The organism is Arthrobacter sp. TmtSoilC51 (genome assembly GCF_055388015.1).
Genome location: NZ_AP035877.1, coordinates 2776053 through 2792290 on the forward strand (window position 1 = coordinate 2776053; position 16238 = coordinate 2792290).

Genomic DNA, 16238 nt, shown 5'->3' on the forward strand with positions numbered 1-16238 from the left:
CTCACAGCATCTCTCCGGAAAGCTCTCCAGTGGCTTTCGAAAAGACGTGAAGGAAGCCCCCATTTGGGGCAAGAAACCTATGTGGAATGGAAGATGTGCATGCATGCCTTGCAAAGCTCAGCAGATTTCGTCGATGTAACATATGCCACAAATCATGCTGCACAACGGGATCTCGTAGCCACGCTCCGGTCCAAGTTGGCCACGGCGGCCCTCGGCGGCCCAGCCAAGTCGCGTGAGCGGCACATCTCCCGCGGGAAACTGCTGCCGAGGGAACGCATCGACTACTTGCTCGATGACGGCAGCCCGTTCCTTGAGATCGCGCCTCTGGCTGCGAATGGCATGTACAACGATGATTCGCCAGGTGCCGGGGTTATCGCAGGTATTGGCCTGGTCCATGGTCGCCATGTTCTGGTGATTTCCAATGACGCCACCGTCAAGGGCGGTACCTACTATCCCATGACCGTGAAGAAGCACCTCCGGGCCCAGGAAATCGCCTTGGAGAACAAGCTTCCCTGCATCTACCTCGTGGACTCCGGCGGAGCTTTCCTACCGAAGCAGGATGAGGTTTTCCCGGATAAAGAGCACTTCGGCCGGATCTTCTTCAATCAGGCCAAAATGTCCGCAGCCAAGATCCCGCAGATCGCCTCTGTCATGGGATCGTGCACGGCCGGCGGCGCCTATGTACCTGCAATGAGCGATGAGACGGTCATCGTCCGGAACCAGGGCACGATCTTTCTGGGTGGCCCGCCCTTGGTCAAAGCAGCCATTGGTGAGATTGTCAGCGCCGAGGACCTGGGCGGCGGCGACGTTCACTCGCGGATTTCCGGCGTAACGGACCACCTGGCCGAGAACGATCAGCACGCGCTGGAAATTGTCCGGGACATCGTAGCGACGTTGCCGAAGCCGGCGCAGCCGGCCTGGGACGTGTCCGACGTCGTCCTGCCGCCCGTCGTCGATCCTTCAGAGATCTACGGCGTGGTTCCCACGGACGTCAACGCCCAGTACGACGTCCGCGAAGTCATTGCCAGGCTGGTTGATGGATCCGAATTCCACGAGTTCAAGAAGAACTACGGCACCACCCTGGTGACCGGCTTCGCGCACCTGCACGGCCATCCAGTGGGCATCGTGGCCAACAACGGCGTCCTCTTCAGCGAATCGTCGCTCAAAGGCGCCCACTTCATCGAGCTCTGCGATCAACGCGGCATTCCCCTGATCTTCCTGCAGAACCTCTCCGGCTTCATGGTGGGCAAAGACGTCGAACAAGGCGGCATCGCCAAGAACGGCGCAAAAATGGTCACCGCCGTAGCTACGGCACGCGTGCCGAAACTGACTGTAGTGATCGGTGGTTCCTTCGGGGCCGGCAACTACTCCATGTGCGGGCGGGCGTACTCGCCGCGGTTTATGTGGATGTGGCCGGCCGCCCGTATTTCTGTGATGGGCGGAAACCAGGCCTCCAGCGTCCTCGCCACGGTCAAAAGGGACCAGTACGAGGCGGCCGGCCAGGAATGGTCCACCGAGGACGAGGAAGCCTTCAAAGCCCCCATCAAACAGCAATACGAAGACCAGGGAAGCCCCTACTACTCCACCGCACGTCTCTGGGACGACGGCATCATCGATCCCGCTGACACCCGCCGTGTCCTGGGGATGGCCCTGGACGTCGTCTCCCGCCAACAACTGCCGGAGACCTCCTTCGGTCTCTTCAGAATGTGAGCCCACAATGACTCATCCCTCACTCACCTCTTCCGCTCACAATCCCACCGGCATCGGCTCAACTAGACCCCTCTTCGAAACTGTGCTCATTGCCAACCGTGGTGAGATAGCCTGCCGCATCATCCGGACCCTGCGGTCCTTGGGCATCCAGTCAGTAGCTGTGTATAGCGATGCTGACTCCCATGCCCGGCATGTGCAAGAGGCAGATCGAGCGGTGCGGATCGGCCCCGCCTCTGTCACTGAGAGCTACCTGAACATTGGCGCCGTAATCCGAGCCTGCCGGGAATCCGGCGTCGACGCTGTGCACCCTGGGTATGGATTCCTCAGCGAAAACGTCGACTTCGCCCGTGAACTTCAAGCGGCCGGCATCGCCTTCATTGGTCCCGGAGTCGAATCGCTAAACGTCATGGGCGACAAAATCCGTTCCAAGAATCATGTTGCCGGTTACGGCGTTCCAGTCGTCCCAGGCATCGCGCAGCCCGGTATGACAGACGGACAACTCATCGACGAAGCAGCTGCTGTCGGATTTCCGCTGCTGATCAAGCCCTCCGCGGGTGGTGGCGGCAAAGGCATGCACGTTGTCGAAGATCCAGCGGACCTGCCGGCTACCCTGGCTACTGCCCGCCGCGTCGCAGCCAGTGCTTTCGGTGATGACACTCTCTTCCTTGAGCGTCTGGTCCGCACTCCCAGGCACATCGAGGTCCAAATCCTGGCCGACAATCACGGCAACGTGATCCATCTAGGCGAACGCGAATGTTCGCTGCAGCGCCGCCATCAGAAAGTCATCGAAGAAGCCCCCTCGCCGCTGCTTGGAGGACTTCACGATGGGGAAGCCGTCCGCGCTCGGATCGGGGAAGCGGCCTGCCAAGCGGCGCGCAGCGTCGACTACAGCGGTGCAGGTACTGTCGAATTTATCGTCTCCAATGATGCTCCGGACGAGTTCTTCTTCATGGAGATGAACACCCGGCTGCAGGTGGAACACCCCGTCACGGAAATGGTCACCGGAGTGGACCTCGTCGAATGGCAGGTAAGGATCGCCGCCGGTGAAGAACTTACTTTGTCGCAATCCGATGTCGAACTCAAGGGTCACGCCGTCGAGGCCCGGATCTACGCGGAAAACCCCGAGCAGAACTTCTTACCGTCAACCGGCACGGTTCAGCTCTTACACGAACCGGCAACTTGGACGGCAGCCGGGGCAGAGGCGAAAGGTGAAGTTCGGATCGATTCAGCCCTGCTGCCCGGCCTTGAAATATCACCCCATTACGACCCGATGATCTCCAAAGTAATCGCCTGGGGCGAGGACCGTGAGTCGGCGCTCGATACCCTCGATGACGCACTCTCGGGCTACAGGCTACTTGGCGTCGAGACCAATGTGGAGTATCTGCGCCTGCTGATCAACGACGCCGAGGTCCGGGCAGGAAAGCTCGATACGGAACTTATCGAACGCAAGATGCCGGGGTTCTCCTTCAGGGCAGCTGCCGACAGAGAATTTGTGGCGACAGCCCTGTACCTGGTCGCGATGGACGCCGGCCGACCGGCGTTGGAAGCCGACGTTTGGACCCAACCCACAGGCTGGCGCTTGGGAGAGCACGCGCCACGGCGCATTAGTCTAAGTGCTTCCAGTGGTGAGGTGAGGACTGTGTCAGTCACCCACGGGGACTGCAATGGCAGCGAGTTCGAGGTAAGCGTGGACAACGGTCCGCCGCATACCGCTACTCTCTCCCAGCTGGGCGACGATGCCATTTTGCTGAGCTACAACGGCGAAGTCCGTAAGTACTCCATCGCTACCATCACCAACAGCTCGTATCAACAACAAGTAATCAACTACCCGACCGCGTTGTATCTGGGCGAACACGGCTGGGCCTGCCGCATGGATATTCTGACGCGTCAGGCCCGCCTCGACCGGATGCTAGGAAGCATCCGACGAGCGGAGGGCACGGTAGACCCCGAAGTCCGGTCCCCCATGCCGGGAACTGTCGTATCTGTAGCAGTCAGTACCGGCGAAGAAGTCGTTGCCGGCCAAGTCCTCCTCTCCGTGGAAGCCATGAAGATGGAACATCAACTACTGGCCCCGCAAGACGGAACCGTCCAAATAAACGCGCACACCGGTGCACTGGTCAGGGCGAACCAGATTTTGGCGACGGTCCGCGGTCCACAAGCCGTTGACTCTTAGAACTTCACACCGGATGGCACTTCTTCCTTAGACGCAGCCGGACGCAACAGCTCAACTCACGCGCTGTAAACAAAACGCAGACAGAAGATAATAAGAAGGGAATCAAAAATGGTCGATTTTGAACTCAGCGAGGAGTACCAAGAACTCCGGAAGACGGTGGCGGACTTCGCCGATGAAGTCGTCGCTCCCGTATCAAGCAAACACGACGAGGAACACAGCTTTCCGTACGACGTAGTTTCCCAGATGGCGGATATGGGCCTCTTCGGGCTCCCCTTTCCTGAAGAATATGGGGGCATGGGCGGCGACTACTTCGCACTCGCCCTTGCTCTGGAAGAACTCGCGCGAGTGGACCAGTCTGTAGCCATCACCTTGGAGGCCGGCGTCTCGCTCGGCGCCATGCCGATTTTCCGTTTTGGAACTGAGGACCAGAAGAACGAATGGCTGCCTAAGCTGACGTCCGGACGAGCACTGGCAGGATTCGGGCTCACAGAGCCGGAGGCCGGTTCGGATGCCGGCGGCACCCGAACCCACGCCCACCGTGATGGAGGCCAATGGGTGATCAACGGTAACAAAGAGTTCATCACGAACTCCGGAACGGACATCACCCGGCTCGTCACGGTCACCGCTGTCACCGGCCAACGGGAGCGCGAGGACGGCGCCACGAAGAAAGAAATCTCCACCATCCTGGTCCCCACCAACACACCAGGGTTCACCGCCGAAAAGGCGTACAACAAGGTTGGCTGGAACGCTTCGGATACGCACCCTCTAACACTGAAGGACGTCCGGGTACCTGAGTCGAATTTGCTTGGAGAGGAAGGACGCGGCTACGCAAACTTCCTCGCTATCCTGGATGAGGGCCGAATCGCGATCGCTGCACTGGCCACCGGTGCAGCCCAAGGATGCGTGGACCTGTCCGTGAAGTACGCCAAGGAACGCAGCGCATTCGGACAGAACATCGGCAAGTACCAAGCCATCCAGTTCAAAATCGCGCGTATGCAGGCCAGAGCCCACACAGCGCGCCTTGCGTACTACGATGCCGCCGCCAGGATGCTAGCCGGCAAACCCTTTAAGACCGAAGCTGCTATCGCCAAGCTGGTTGCAGGCGAGGCAGCCATGGACAACGCGCGAGATGCTACCCAGGTGTTCGGCGGCTACGGCTTCATCAACGAATTCGCCGTAGCTCGACACTACCGAGACTCCAAAATCCTGGAGGTAGGCGAAGGTACCACTGAAGTCCAGCTGATGCTCATCGCCCGTGAACTCGGTCTGTAGCGGAGCGATAGAACCATGACGCAGATCCCTGTGCCCTCACCCGGGCACGCTCCCCCACTCGTCGAACAACGTGGGCTGTACTTTGATGAACTCGACCTGGGCGTCACCTATGCCCACCGCCCAGGCCGAACCGTCACCGAAACAGACAACGTGCTCTTTACCACCATGACAATGAATACCCAGCCTCTTCACTTGGACGCCGCATGGAGCGCCCAGCAGCCCCTTGGTCAAAGACTGATCAACTCCATGTTTACCCTGGCCACAATGGTGGGACAGTCTGTAACTCAATTAACGCAGGGAACCATCATTGCCCAGCTAGGGCTGACCGACGTTTCCTTCCCTCATCCGCTCTTTCACGGGGACACGCTGTACACCGAGACCGTTGTCCTCGAAAAGCGGCTGTCCGCCACCAGGCCCGGGCAGGGGATCGCCGTCATGAAACACACCGGCAGAAATCAACACATGGTTGCTGTCGCCGTAGCGACACGAAGCGCCCTCATGTGGACTGAAGACGCTCACAAAGCTTCCAGGCGGCTTTCATGAATATCGAATTATCTACCGGCCCTGCACTCCTGTTTTGCCCAGCCGACAGACCTGACCGGTTCATCAAGGCCGCCGCCCGCTCAGACGCGGTCATTCTCGACCTCGAAGACGCCGTGGCATCAGAAGATCGGGTAGGTGCAAGGCGGGAAATCCTCTCCCGGCTTAGCGATCATGGACAATTCCACGGTCTGGAGCCCGACAGGACCATTGTTCGGATAAGTGGCGTAGGCACCGAAGACTTTGAAAAGGACCTGCAGTGGCTAGCACTCACGCCCTACCGCACCATAATGCTGGCCAAAACCGAGGACACCACACAGATCCGCGTCCTGGATGGCTACCGAGTGGTTGCTCTGTGCGAGACCGCCGCGGGCGTGGCATATGCAAACGCCATTGCTGCTGAGCCCAACGTAGTGGCCATGATGTGGGGCGCCGAAGACTTGCTGGCATCTATCGGTGGGACATCAAGCCGTCGCCCTAACGGGAGCTACCGGGACGTCGCGGTCCAGGCACGATCCTCTGTGCTCATAGCAGCGGCGGCGGCTGGCAAGCCCGCAATCGACTCGGTCTACTTGGATATCTTCGACCTTGACGGGCTGGCCGTCGAAGCCGGCGATGCCGCCGCCTCGGGCTTCGGTTTCAAAGCGTGCATCCATCCGAACCAAGTAGATGTAGTGCGCGCTGCATACGCGCCCTCCGAAACTGAGGTTCTAGCCGCACAAAGGATCCTAGAAGCGGCGGCCAAGGCCGAAAATGGCGTGTTCCGGCTCGACGGCAAAATGATCGACGGTCCGATCCTGAAGCATGCCGAGGCAACCCTGCATCGGTTCAAACAAACACAAACGACCGAGCAGGACCTCAGCAGCTGAAAAAGAAAAGGAGGATGCCGTGTCACAACGCGAGGAAAAATCACAGAGGTACGCGGAAGGTCTGGGCCTGCGAACAAAAGTAATGGGGAGTGCCCACGTGGAACTGGCTCTCAAACAAACCAGTGAATTTTGCCGTCCCGTTCAAGAACTTGTTACCGAGTATGCATGGGGAGAAATCTGGTCCAGGCCCGGACTTGACCACAAGACCCGCAGCATGCTCAATCTGGCCATGCTCACGGCACTGAACCGTCCTCAGGAACTGGCAGGACACGTCCACGCAGCCCTCAACAACGGGCTCACGGAAGCACAAATCCAGGAAGTACTGCTGCAGACTTTGGTCTATTGTGGTGCCCCTGCTGCCCTGGCCTCGTTCCGGGTCGCCGAACAGGCGATCGCCGATCACCATGACGCAAGTTTCTCCACCAAACGGGCATGACGGGTGTATTACACCCACCCACTGTCGTTTGTCAGTCTAGGAACGAGAAGTACTGTCCACGGCAAGCTCTGCCGGATCACGACACAGCTGGAAGGGCAGAGCCGATGAGTGCTGTTGTTCGGGACGACTTAGTCCTCTCCCGCGCGATCGTCACTGCAGACGTGAGCGCGCCGTTTGCGCAGGCCAATATTGAGCAATGGTTGAAAACTCAGCAGGCCCTTGAATATCAGCAGCGCCCAGCTGGGCATAACAAGAACGCCGGCTACAGCGACGTGATGTCGATCAATGCTGAGGTAATTGGAACAGGCATCGTAATCGAGCAATACCGCATGGAAGTCGGCACCCCCCACTACTGCAAAATGGTGTCAGTCCCCCATGCTTTCCCATCCTCCGTTTGGGCCACCACGCGGGTCATCTGGGAGCTTAGTATCGAGCAGCTGGAGGGTGATGAATCGCGGTTTACTAACACCGTGACGTCGCACCCTACTGAAGACTTCCTGACGATAATATTTGGGAGCGGGCAAACGTTCGAGGATGCCGCTGCCGCCTGTAAGCGAGCCTTAGGTGAGCGCTGCCTGCTGGAGACGCCCTACTACGCACAATGCATTGCGGCGTTTGCCTCTGCCCGCGAGTCCAACGCTTCAGCTAACGAACGACAACCGAGGACAGGTAATGCCGAACCTCAACAGCTGGAATCCGTTCTCGGCTGACGGTCACGCAAATTGAATCCCTTGAGGAAACGTCTAGCTCTCGAGATGCCGACGGACCGCGGTCACCCCGTGAGAAGGCCGGACGCGTATGATTCGACGGATGGGTTCGCCGAGTGCAACCCGACATATGGTCCATTATCGGCGTTCAATCCACGGGAGTAGAAGTAGGTGCGAGTTGACCGCGGCGCTCCGCCAACTCGCCACCGATGAACTCCCGTTTAGTGGACGCGATCCACCTGGTCCGGAATGACGCTGCCGTCCTCGCGGAGCACCGGTCCCTTGCTGTTGTCCGGATTGGTATACGCCTTGGTGGCGCATGCATAGGGCTCGCTACGCTGTGGTTTGGGGTCGATGAACATAGGCGTGATCAGCCACTTGCCATCTTCATTGTCGTACGCGCGGCACATTATTTCGGCATTATTCCGGTTCACAACCAGTCTGGCTTCGGTGGCGTCGCCGACGAATGTAACGTCCGTGCCAGAGTCGCCGGCGGCCAGGATCTGGCGGCGTTCAGCGGGAAGCTGCTCAAAGGCTGAAGGCCCCTCGACGCCGAAGATCACCTGATTGGCCCAGCAACGTTTTCCTTCGATGTAGGTCATGACGGAATCTTCGCCGTCGGGTATTCCGCCGCAGCCTTTCAGATGGGAGGTTTGGATGCCGTTCTCATATACGCTGCGGACGCCAACGACGTGCCCGGCATCGATGCCGACATCGCTGGCCCACGCCTTGACCACCGGCTCAGGGGATGCGGACACCACCCAGGTTTCGATGCCGTGCGCCTGGAGGGTTCCGATGAGGTCCTTGATCTGTGGGTAGATCCGTATGTAGCCGTCCACCTGCTGACTTCCAACGGTCTGCATGCTGCCCTCCGCTGCGGACAGGTTCTCCTGCTTCATTGCGAGTGCGAACTGGCCGAGCTGCTCCTCGGTATAGCCGGCAGACAAGGCCGTACCCCAAGCGTAGGCGCCTATGAGGTGGCGGGCATTGAAGCCCTCAAAAGCTGGTTCGCCCGAGCGCGTCTTGTCCTCGAGGATGGCGAGGATTTCATCAGCACAGTCCGTGTTGCTGCTGGTTTTGAGGGGCTGGCCAGCGGGCGTGTCGGTGCCGCATGCCGTTGACAGCGCCGTAGCGGCCGCGTCCGTCAGGTAGCGGTTTGTGCTCTTCCAGTCCTTGTTAGCCGGTTGCAGGACTTTGTCGTGGCGCAGCATCCAGAAGTTGGTGCCGTAGCCAATGTCGTTCTTCACTACGGTGTTGTCCCAGTCGAAGATTGCCACTGGGGCTTTGTCTCCACGGGCCGTTCCGGTGCAGCTGCTGTGGGCGTCAATGGTCTTTTGTAGTTGTTCGCGGACCTCCCCAGGCCACGCCATTTGGGCCTCAAGTTGCCGGCATTCAGCCGCTGTCCCGGCGTTGTTTGCCAGTGGCGTGGCGCAGGACGTGGCCGACATGAGCGTGGTCACTATCGCTGCGGAGGTTGCAAGGCGGACATAGTGTCTCCTGCGGGATTCCTTCCTGTGGATGTTGACATAGCTGACCTGCCCTGACGAAGATGCGGACATGCTTTCCCCCTGCTCTCAAGAGTCTTAATGGTCTGTAAATAGTCCAAATGTCTTGAGTAAGTGTGAGGTACACCACCTACAATAGTCAAGGAATTCGAGCCAACGTGCATAGCCGCAACCATCACCGGCCGTGTCGAAGCCAGAATGATTGGCCTTTTTTCAGGCCAAACTTGAGTCTCAAGCGCCGACGTAGGCCGCCAAATGCTTACCCGTAAGCGTTGAGCGATCAGCCACAAGGTCAGCTGGCGTTCCGGAGAAGACGATCTTGCCGCCGTCGTGTCCTGCGCCGGGCCCGAGATCGATAATCCAGTCGGCATGCGCCATGACAGCCTGATGATGTTCGATCACGATGACCGACTTTCCCGACTCGACCAAGCGGTCCAGCATTCCCAGCAGGTTTTGGACGTCGGCAAGGTGCAGGCCTGTAGTCGGCTCGTCCAGGATGTAGATATCGCCCTTTTCGGACATTTGCGTAGCAAGCTTGAGCCGCTGGCGTTCGCCGCCTGAGAGGGTGGTGAGAGGCTGTCCAAGCGTCAGGTAACCGAGTCCGACGTCGGCCAGGCGGTCCAGGACCTTATGGGCGCCGGGTGTGCGCGCTTCGCCTTCACTGAAGAAAACCTCAGCCTCGTCCACAGACATTGCAAGCACGTCTGCAATATTGCGGCCACCAAGCCTGTACTCCAATACGGCTGCCTGAAAGCGCTTTCCCTCACATTCCTCACAGGTGGATTCCACAGTGGCCATGACCCCCAGGTCTGTGTAAATTACTCCTGCGCCGTTACATGTGGGGCACGCCCCCTCCGAGTTGGAGCTGAAAAGTGCAGGTTTCACATTGTTGGCCTTGGCGAACGCCTTACGGATGGGCTCAAGGAGTCCCGTGTATGTTGCAGGATTGCTTCGGCGTGAACCCCGTATGGCACCTTGGTCGATCACCAAGACACCTTCGCGGTTTGCTACTGAGCCGTGAATCAGTGAGCTCTTGCCGGATCCGGCCACGCCGGTGAGCACACACAACACGCCCAGCGGAAGGTCAACATCCACGTTTTGAAGGTTGTTGGTGGATGCGCCACGGACCTCAAGCGTGCCGGAGGCTGAACGAACCCGCTCCTTGATGGACGCCCGGTCGTCCAAATGGCGTCCGGTGATGGTGTCACTCCCCCGCAGCCCGTCCAGGTCGCCTTCGAAACATACGGTGCCGCCGCCAGTGCCCGCGCCGGGCCCCAGATCTACTACGTGGTCGGCGATCGCTATGGTTTCCGGCTTGTGTTCGACCACCAGCACCGTGTTGCCCTTATCCCGCAACTGCAGCAGCAGCTGGTTCATGCGTTCGATGTCATGCGGGTGGAGCCCGATAGTTGGCTCATCGAAGACGTATGTGACGTCAGTCAGGGATGAGCCCAGGTGCCGGATCATCTTGGTCCGCTGCGCCTCTCCCCCGGACAACGTGCCGGCAGGCCGGTCAAGCGACAGATATCCGAGGCCTATCTCGGCGAAGGAGTCCAGAAGGTGCTGCAGTCCCTTGAGAAGTGGTGCCACTGAAGGCTCTTCGAGCTCCCGGATCCAAACGGCCAGGTCACTGATCTGCATCTTGCAGACATCGGCAATGCTCTTGCCTTTGATCTTGGAAGATCGGGCCTCCGGACTCAACCTTGTACCTTCACACTCCGGACAGGTGGTGAATGTGATGGCCCGCTCGACGAAGGCGCGGATATGCGGTTGAAGTGCGTCGACGTCCTTGGAGAGCATCGATTTCTGGATCTTGGGGATGACGCCTTCATAGGTGAGGTTGATGCCTTCTACCTTGATCTTGGTGGGTTCCCGGTACAGGAGGTCGTGGAGCTCCTTCTTGCTGAACTTGGCGATTGGCTTGTCCATGTTGAAGAAGCCTGACCCGCTGAAGATCCGGCCATACCAACCATCCATCGTGTATCCGGGAATGCTGAGAGCGCCCTCGTTCAAGGACTTGCTGTCGTCGTACAGCGCGGTGAGATCGAAATCGTTGACCGAGCCCATTCCTTCGCAGCGTGAGCACATGCCGCCCAGGCGATGGAAGCTGGCCTTCTCCGTCTTGGTTTTACCCTCACCGCGGTCCACTGTGATGGCCCCGCTGGCCTTAACGGTTGGCACGTTGAACGAGTACGCGTTGGGCGATCCGATGTGGGGCTGCCCGAGCCGGCTGAAGAGAATGCGGAGCATGGCATTGGCATCTGTCGCAGTGCCCACGGTTGAGCGCGGATTCGATCCCATCCTCTCCTGATCCACGATGATGGCTGTGGTCAGGCCTTCCAACATGTCCACGTCCGGCCGCGACAACGACGGCATGAAGCCCTGGACAAAAGCGCTGTAGGTCTCATTGATCATTCGCTGGGACTCTGCCGCGATGGTCCCAAAGACCAACGAACTCTTGCCCGAACCGGAAACGCCGGTGAACACGGTGAGGCGACGCTTGGGGATCTCGAGGCTGATGTCCTTGAGGTTGTTCTCACGCGCACCTTGCACCCGTATGAGGTCGTGGGTGTCTGCTACGTGCGACGCAGGAGACTGAGTGTCGGTGCTCGTGGCAATGCTCATGATCGCTCCATCTGTTAGGCGGCGCTGCCCAACAGTCCCCCGTCGGCGTCGCCTGGCTAGGACTGACCAGCCTCGGTCAGTACGTAAAAATTCTCGTTCGTCGTCGCGAATGCGGCAACGGTCATTGTCCACACTAACGGCCTACGCCACGGGCCTCGGGGAGGACGCGAAGCGGAACCCACGCCAACCATTGTCATCAGCCACGGACTCACTAACAATGAAGCATGCCGGTATACATGAGGTCCCTTGAAACCGCAGTGCCCCCAACCATCCTCGTGCAGTCGCAGGCACGCGACGTCTTCGCAGCCCAACCAGGCCTGACGCGGCTGGGATCGCGGCTTGTCTCCACCTGCTTCGACTCAGCTGCCATCGATACCCGCTACACCGCTGTGGAAGAGTTAAGCCTGGATGCACACCCAGAGAATCCGCGCTTCTTCGATCCCGCTACCAACCAAGTGCTCAGCCCCAGCACCAAAGTCCGGAACGAGATCTTTGCTACGGAAGCCACCAAACTCTTCATCGAGGCCGGCAAGGCTGCAGTGGCCCGGGTCCCTGACATTGACCTCGATGACATCACCCACGTCATAACCGTTTCCTGCACGGGATTCTTCAACCCCGGTCCCGACTACAAAGTAGTCCGGGCACTTGGACTGAATCCTGCTGTGCAGCGCTACCATCTGGGCTTCATGGGTTGCTATGCCGCGTTCCCTGCCCTGAAGGCAGCAAAGCAGTTCTGCCTGGCTGACCCGGCCGCCGTCGTCCTTGTTATCTGTGTGGAGCTTTGTTCGCTGCACGTGCGGACCTCCAACGACCCGGACACCATTATGGGTTCAGCGATATTCGGCGACGGCGCGGCGGCGGCCATCGTAACGGCCAAGGAACCCCAGGGGCCTGAGCCGGTGATCAGGCTGGACCACTTCGAGACGGTTCTCACGCCCGTGGGCGAAGAAGCCATGGCCTGGAACATCGGCGACGAAGGATTCGAAATGGTGTTGGGTTCCTATGTGCCCCATATCATCGAGGAACACATCACTGGCGCGTTGGAGCCGTTGCTGGCTAAGGCGCCACAACTGGCGGGACTCCCTTACCGCGAAATAACGCACTGGGCCATCCATCCGGGTGGACGAAGCATTTTGGACAAGGTTGAGTCCAAGCTCGAACTGACTGAGGAGCAACTGGTTCCAGCAAGGGAAACACTCAGGGAATACGGCAACATGAGCAGTGCCACGGTGCTCTTTGTCCTCAAATACATGCTCGGAGAAACGCCAAGCCAGCGCGAGGAACCAATCTGTTCCATGGCATTTGGCCCCGGCCTCACGGTGGAGACGGGCCTGTTTACGCTGGTCTCCCCCAGCCTGTGAGCCCGTGGGGATCCCTGCGGGACAGGGATCTGCAGATCATTGAGGAGATGGACCGATCTGACTGCGACCTCCAGCGCCTCAACCGTAGTTATGCCCGCTTCCCGGTGGTAAACGGCCTCCTTTCAGGATGGCACCGCATTTACCGTGACCGTTTTCGGCCGATTCTGGCCTCTACCGGTACGGCGTCGGTCCTGGACATCGGATGCGGTGGTGGAGACGTCGCTCGAAGCCTTGCCCAGTGGGCCGCGAGGGACGGGTTCTCTTTGCTGGTGACGGCCATCGATCCTGACAAGCGCGCCTATAGCTTTGCCAGCCGGGCCCCAGCTGTTGAGGGTGTCAGTTTCCGGCGGGCCCATAGTGCCGAGCTCGTCGCTGAAGGCAGTGCGTTCGATATTGTCCTGTCCAACCACATCCTCCACCACCTCGACGCCGATCAACTCGCCGCAGTCTTGCAGGACTCCGAGGCGCTCGCCAAGCGACTAGTGCTCCACAACGACCTCAAACGCAGCAACGCGGCGTACGTGCTGTTCGCCGCCGGCTTTTGGCCGTTGGGTATCGGCTCCTATATTTGCGGGGACGGCTTGGTTTCCATCAAGCGAAGCTTTACCGCCGCAGAGCTCCAGCAGGCGGCTCCGCCGGGCTGGAACGTGGAACGCAACGGTCCATGGCACAACCTGCTCGTCTACCGGCATGCTTGACGTCGTCATCGTTGGGGCCGGGCCCGTTGGGTTGTTCATGGGCGTTCTCCTGCTCCAACAGGGGCACCGCGTCCGTATAGTTGAACGTCGGCCGAACAGAAGCCGCCGTTCCCGGGCGATAGGGATTCACCCTCCGGCGCTAAAGGAACTGGACCATGCCGGTCTCGCGCCCGCTTTGGTGGCATCCGGCGTCCGCATCGAGCGGGGCGTTGCGTACAGCAAAGGCGCAAAGGTCGCCGAGTTGCCTTTTAGCGGGGACCCCGACTTTCCGTTCATTCTTGCCGTGCCGCAGCCAATAACGGAACAGGTGCTTGAACAGGCAGTACTGGCATTGGATCCGGACGCGATTGTCCGTGGCGCCACCGTCAGGGAATTTAGCGACGACGGCGGAACCGTCAGCGTCCTGGCCGACTCGCCGTCCGGTGCCCTCGCCTACACAAGCCGCTTGCTGCTGGCGGCCGACGGAGCGCACTCGATGATACGCCGGCGCCTTCTCCCAGGCCTTTCCGTACGCAGCTATCCGGACTGCTATCTGATGGGAGACTTCATCGACCACACAGGGCACGGAGATGACGCAGTTCTTTACCTTGAGCCGGATGGCATCGTGGAGTCTTTCCCCTTGCCCGGCCATATTCGGCGCTGGGTGGTGCGGCTTGGCGTCCCCGCAAGAAGCCCGACGGCGGCAGGCTTGGCTGCGTTGGTGGAAGCCAGGACGGGGGTTGTCGTGGACCCCGACAGCAGCACCATGCTGAGCGCCTTCGAGGTCCAATCAAGGCTCGCGAAGAGAATGGTCCATGGCAGGACGGTTTTATTGGGCGACGCCGCCCACGAGATCAGCCCCATCGGAGGCCAGGGAATGAACCTTGGATGGCTTGATGCCGCTGCCTTGGCACCCATAGTTGATTCTTCGTTGAAGGGTGAAGCGGTGGGCGTGCGACTCCGGGAGTTCGAAGAGAAACGCCGCCGGGCGGCATCGCGTGCTTCGCTGCAGGCCGGGTTGAACATGGCCCTTGGCAGGCCCCTGCATCCGGCAATTATGGCGTCCCGAAACCTGCTTTTTGCCCATGCCTTGGAGCTGCCGGCTGTCTCCGCGCTGGTCGAGCGGCGCTTCACTATGCGCTAGCTCGTCGGTTTTCAGTCACCCAGCGCCGGGCTCCGAATCAGGAAGGGTGTAGTAGCAGTCGTACGTATCCTGACTGACTATCAGTCCGTCGCGGAGTTCAAAGACGGCAGTGCTGCGCGCCCGGATGGTCTCACCCGCATCCCAGTGCGGAAGGTCCAGGAGCAAAGTGGCTGACCAGTTCATTTCAAGCACAACGCGGTTTCCCTGGCACGTGGTGCGGACCACCTCAAAACGCTGGTTCGAAACAATGTTCTTGCTGTGATCGGCACCGGTGAGCGTCTCCTGAAGGCTTCTTGTAGAACCTGTTTTGGACAAGGCGTGCGGCCACTCCGTGAGTGTGAAGTCGTGGGCCAGGTAGGGGCTGATCTCAGCGGCGCCGCCACCAGCCTCAACCGTCCTGACAAACCCGAGTACATGTTCCAGAGGGTTGCTAATACTCATCCGACGAGCCTAGCCGAAACGCGGACGGCGCGGCCCGGCAGGGCGAACGGAAGCGCAATGCCCAGGCACGAGGCGAGGCCTTCGCGTTAGGCTCAAGTCATGACGCACCAACCTCACCCCGAGGCGCCGAGCCCGGCTACTGACTTCAATCCCCTTCAGATCAGGGACGCAGTCCTGCGGCTACTTGAATCAGAGGAACTTCCGCCGATCGTTCAAGCCGGACATCCTGTCCTGAGGCAGCAAGCGGCGCCGTATGACGGCCAGCTTGATGGCCCTGAATTGGCGGCGTTCATCGAGCGGATGCGGGACGTCATGCGTGCAGCACCGGGGGTCGGGCTGGCAGCACCGCAGTTGGGCATTCCGTTGCAGTTGGCAGTACTCGAAGACAAGTACGAGGTGGATCCCGAGTCGGCAACGGTCCGGCATAGGGAGCCCTTGGAGTTCCTGGCTGTCCTCAACCCGCAGTATCGGCCGTTGGGCAACGAGACGGCGGCGTTCTACGAAGGGTGTTTGTCAGTCAGCGGCTACCAGGCAGTGGTCACGAGGCACCGCAACGTGGAATTGAGCTATCTCACTCCAGAGGGGCGCCCTGTGGAGGAATGGTTCTCGGGGTGGCAGGCACGCATAGTGCAACACGAAACGGACCACTTACAGGGGATTCTTTACCTGGACAAGGCGGAACTGCGATCACTTTCCAGCAACGCGGAGCACTCAGAACGGTGGTCCAATCCGGATATTGAGGACGCGCGCAGGACCCTTGGTTTCCTGCACAGCTAGC

General features: G+C 59.8%; 14 protein-coding genes. 11 read left to right on the forward strand and 3 right to left on the reverse strand.

Annotated features, from left to right (window positions below; translation table 11 throughout):
- The first annotated feature begins 99 nt into the window (after positions 1 to 99).
- From ACZ5G6_RS12655 to ACZ5G6_RS12685, 7 genes are all read left to right on the forward strand, one after another.
- Positions 100 to 1710: a carboxyl transferase domain-containing protein gene (locus ACZ5G6_RS12655; protein WP_223932772.1), complete on the forward strand. Its 1611-nt coding sequence runs from the start codon at positions 100 to 102 to the stop codon at positions 1708 to 1710.
- Positions 1711 to 1717: 7 nt separating this feature from the next.
- The gene (locus ACZ5G6_RS12660) at positions 1718 to 3883 is read left to right on the forward strand and encodes an acetyl/propionyl/methylcrotonyl-CoA carboxylase subunit alpha (RefSeq protein WP_498685852.1); all 2166 of its coding nucleotides are present in this window, start codon (positions 1718 to 1720) and stop codon (positions 3881 to 3883) included.
- A gap of 108 nt (positions 3884 to 3991) precedes the next feature.
- Positions 3992 to 5155 (forward strand): acyl-CoA dehydrogenase family protein, encoded by a 1164-nt coding sequence (locus ACZ5G6_RS12665; protein ID WP_498685853.1) that lies wholly within the window; start codon positions 3992 to 3994, stop codon positions 5153 to 5155.
- Between the two features lie 15 nt (positions 5156 to 5170).
- Positions 5171 to 5698, forward strand: a complete 528-nt coding sequence (locus tag ACZ5G6_RS12670) for a MaoC family dehydratase (protein ID WP_402940818.1) — start codon at positions 5171 to 5173, stop codon at positions 5696 to 5698.
- Positions 5695 to 6564, forward strand: coding sequence for an HpcH/HpaI aldolase/citrate lyase family protein (locus ACZ5G6_RS12675; RefSeq protein ID WP_498685854.1), 870 nt, complete (start codon positions 5695 to 5697; stop codon positions 6562 to 6564). The genes ACZ5G6_RS12670 and ACZ5G6_RS12675 overlap by 4 nt, the downstream gene beginning before the upstream one ends.
- Positions 6565 to 6583: 19 nt before the next feature.
- Positions 6584 to 7000, forward strand: a complete 417-nt coding sequence (locus ACZ5G6_RS12680; RefSeq protein ID WP_498685855.1) for a carboxymuconolactone decarboxylase family protein — start codon at positions 6584 to 6586, stop codon at positions 6998 to 7000.
- A gap of 104 nt (positions 7001 to 7104) precedes the next feature.
- Positions 7105 to 7710, forward strand: a complete 606-nt coding sequence (locus ACZ5G6_RS12685; RefSeq protein ID WP_498685856.1) for a hypothetical protein — start codon at positions 7105 to 7107, stop codon at positions 7708 to 7710.
- Between the two features lie 218 nt (positions 7711 to 7928).
- Here ACZ5G6_RS12685 and ACZ5G6_RS12690 read toward each other — a convergent pair whose 3' ends face one another.
- Both ACZ5G6_RS12690 and ACZ5G6_RS12695 read right to left on the reverse strand, forming a co-directional pair.
- Positions 7929 to 9266, reverse strand: coding sequence for an HAD family hydrolase (locus ACZ5G6_RS12690; protein WP_498685857.1), 1338 nt, complete (start codon positions 9264 to 9266; stop codon positions 7929 to 7931).
- Between the two features lie 177 nt (positions 9267 to 9443).
- A complete protein-coding gene (locus tag ACZ5G6_RS12695) occupies positions 9444 to 11837 on the reverse strand; it encodes an ATP-binding cassette domain-containing protein (RefSeq protein ID WP_498685858.1) in 2394 nt (797 codons plus the stop codon).
- A gap of 224 nt (positions 11838 to 12061) precedes the next feature.
- On the opposite strand from ACZ5G6_RS12695, the gene ACZ5G6_RS12700 reads away from it, so the two are divergent.
- From ACZ5G6_RS12700 to ACZ5G6_RS12710, 3 genes are read left to right on the forward strand one after another with little or no spacing between them, the layout of a single operon-like run.
- Positions 12062 to 13198: a type III polyketide synthase gene (locus tag ACZ5G6_RS12700; RefSeq protein WP_498685859.1), complete on the forward strand. Its 1137-nt coding sequence runs from the start codon at positions 12062 to 12064 to the stop codon at positions 13196 to 13198.
- Between the two features lie 47 nt (positions 13199 to 13245).
- Positions 13246 to 13896: a class I SAM-dependent methyltransferase gene (locus tag ACZ5G6_RS12705; RefSeq protein ID WP_498685860.1), complete on the forward strand. Its 651-nt coding sequence runs from the start codon at positions 13246 to 13248 to the stop codon at positions 13894 to 13896.
- Positions 13889 to 15019 (forward strand): FAD-dependent oxidoreductase, encoded by a 1131-nt coding sequence (locus tag ACZ5G6_RS12710; RefSeq protein ID WP_498685861.1) that lies wholly within the window; start codon positions 13889 to 13891, stop codon positions 15017 to 15019. Before ACZ5G6_RS12705 ends, ACZ5G6_RS12710 begins: the two co-directional genes overlap by 8 nt.
- 15 nt (positions 15020 to 15034) lie before the next feature.
- On the opposite strand, the gene ACZ5G6_RS12715 is transcribed toward ACZ5G6_RS12710, so the two are convergent.
- A complete protein-coding gene (locus tag ACZ5G6_RS12715; RefSeq protein ID WP_223932782.1) occupies positions 15035 to 15460 on the reverse strand; it encodes a nuclear transport factor 2 family protein in 426 nt (141 codons plus the stop codon).
- Between the two features lie 99 nt (positions 15461 to 15559).
- Between ACZ5G6_RS12715 and ACZ5G6_RS12720 the strand changes: the two genes are divergently transcribed.
- On the forward strand, positions 15560 to 16237 hold the full coding sequence (locus ACZ5G6_RS12720) for a peptide deformylase (protein ID WP_223932783.1): 678 nt from the start codon (positions 15560 to 15562) through the stop codon (positions 16235 to 16237).
- Position 16238: the final 1 nt, after the last annotated feature.

What these genes read in the sequence shown, in the direction of transcription:
- ACZ5G6_RS12655 (WP_223932772.1), top strand. Translation starts at nt 100, where the DNA reads ATGCATGCCTTGCAAAGCTCAGCAGATTTCGTCGATGTAACATATGCC.
- ACZ5G6_RS12660 (WP_498685852.1), top strand. Translation starts at nt 1,718, where the DNA reads ATGACTCATCCCTCACTCACCTCTTCCGCTCACAATCCCACCGGCATC.
- ACZ5G6_RS12665 (WP_498685853.1), top strand. Translation starts at nt 3,992, where the DNA reads ATGGTCGATTTTGAACTCAGCGAGGAGTACCAAGAACTCCGGAAGACG.
- ACZ5G6_RS12670 (WP_402940818.1), top strand. Translation starts at nt 5,171, where the DNA reads ATGACGCAGATCCCTGTGCCCTCACCCGGGCACGCTCCCCCACTCGTC.
- ACZ5G6_RS12675 (WP_498685854.1), top strand. Translation starts at nt 5,695, where the DNA reads ATGAATATCGAATTATCTACCGGCCCTGCACTCCTGTTTTGCCCAGCC.
- ACZ5G6_RS12685 (WP_498685856.1), top strand. Translation starts at nt 7,105, where the DNA reads ATGAGTGCTGTTGTTCGGGACGACTTAGTCCTCTCCCGCGCGATCGTC.
- ACZ5G6_RS12690 (WP_498685857.1), bottom strand. Translation starts at nt 9,266, where the DNA reads ATGTCCGCATCTTCGTCAGGGCAGGTCAGCTATGTCAACATCCACAGG.
- ACZ5G6_RS12695 (WP_498685858.1), bottom strand. Translation starts at nt 11,837, where the DNA reads ATGAGCATTGCCACGAGCACCGACACTCAGTCTCCTGCGTCGCACGTA.
- ACZ5G6_RS12700 (WP_498685859.1), top strand. Translation starts at nt 12,062, where the DNA reads ATGCCGGTATACATGAGGTCCCTTGAAACCGCAGTGCCCCCAACCATC.
- ACZ5G6_RS12705 (WP_498685860.1), top strand. Translation starts at nt 13,246, where the DNA reads ATGGACCGATCTGACTGCGACCTCCAGCGCCTCAACCGTAGTTATGCC.
- ACZ5G6_RS12710 (WP_498685861.1), top strand. Translation starts at nt 13,889, where the DNA reads ATGCTTGACGTCGTCATCGTTGGGGCCGGGCCCGTTGGGTTGTTCATG.
- ACZ5G6_RS12715 (WP_223932782.1), bottom strand. Translation starts at nt 15,460, where the DNA reads ATGAGTATTAGCAACCCTCTGGAACATGTACTCGGGTTTGTCAGGACG.
- ACZ5G6_RS12720 (WP_223932783.1), top strand. Translation starts at nt 15,560, where the DNA reads ATGACGCACCAACCTCACCCCGAGGCGCCGAGCCCGGCTACTGACTTC.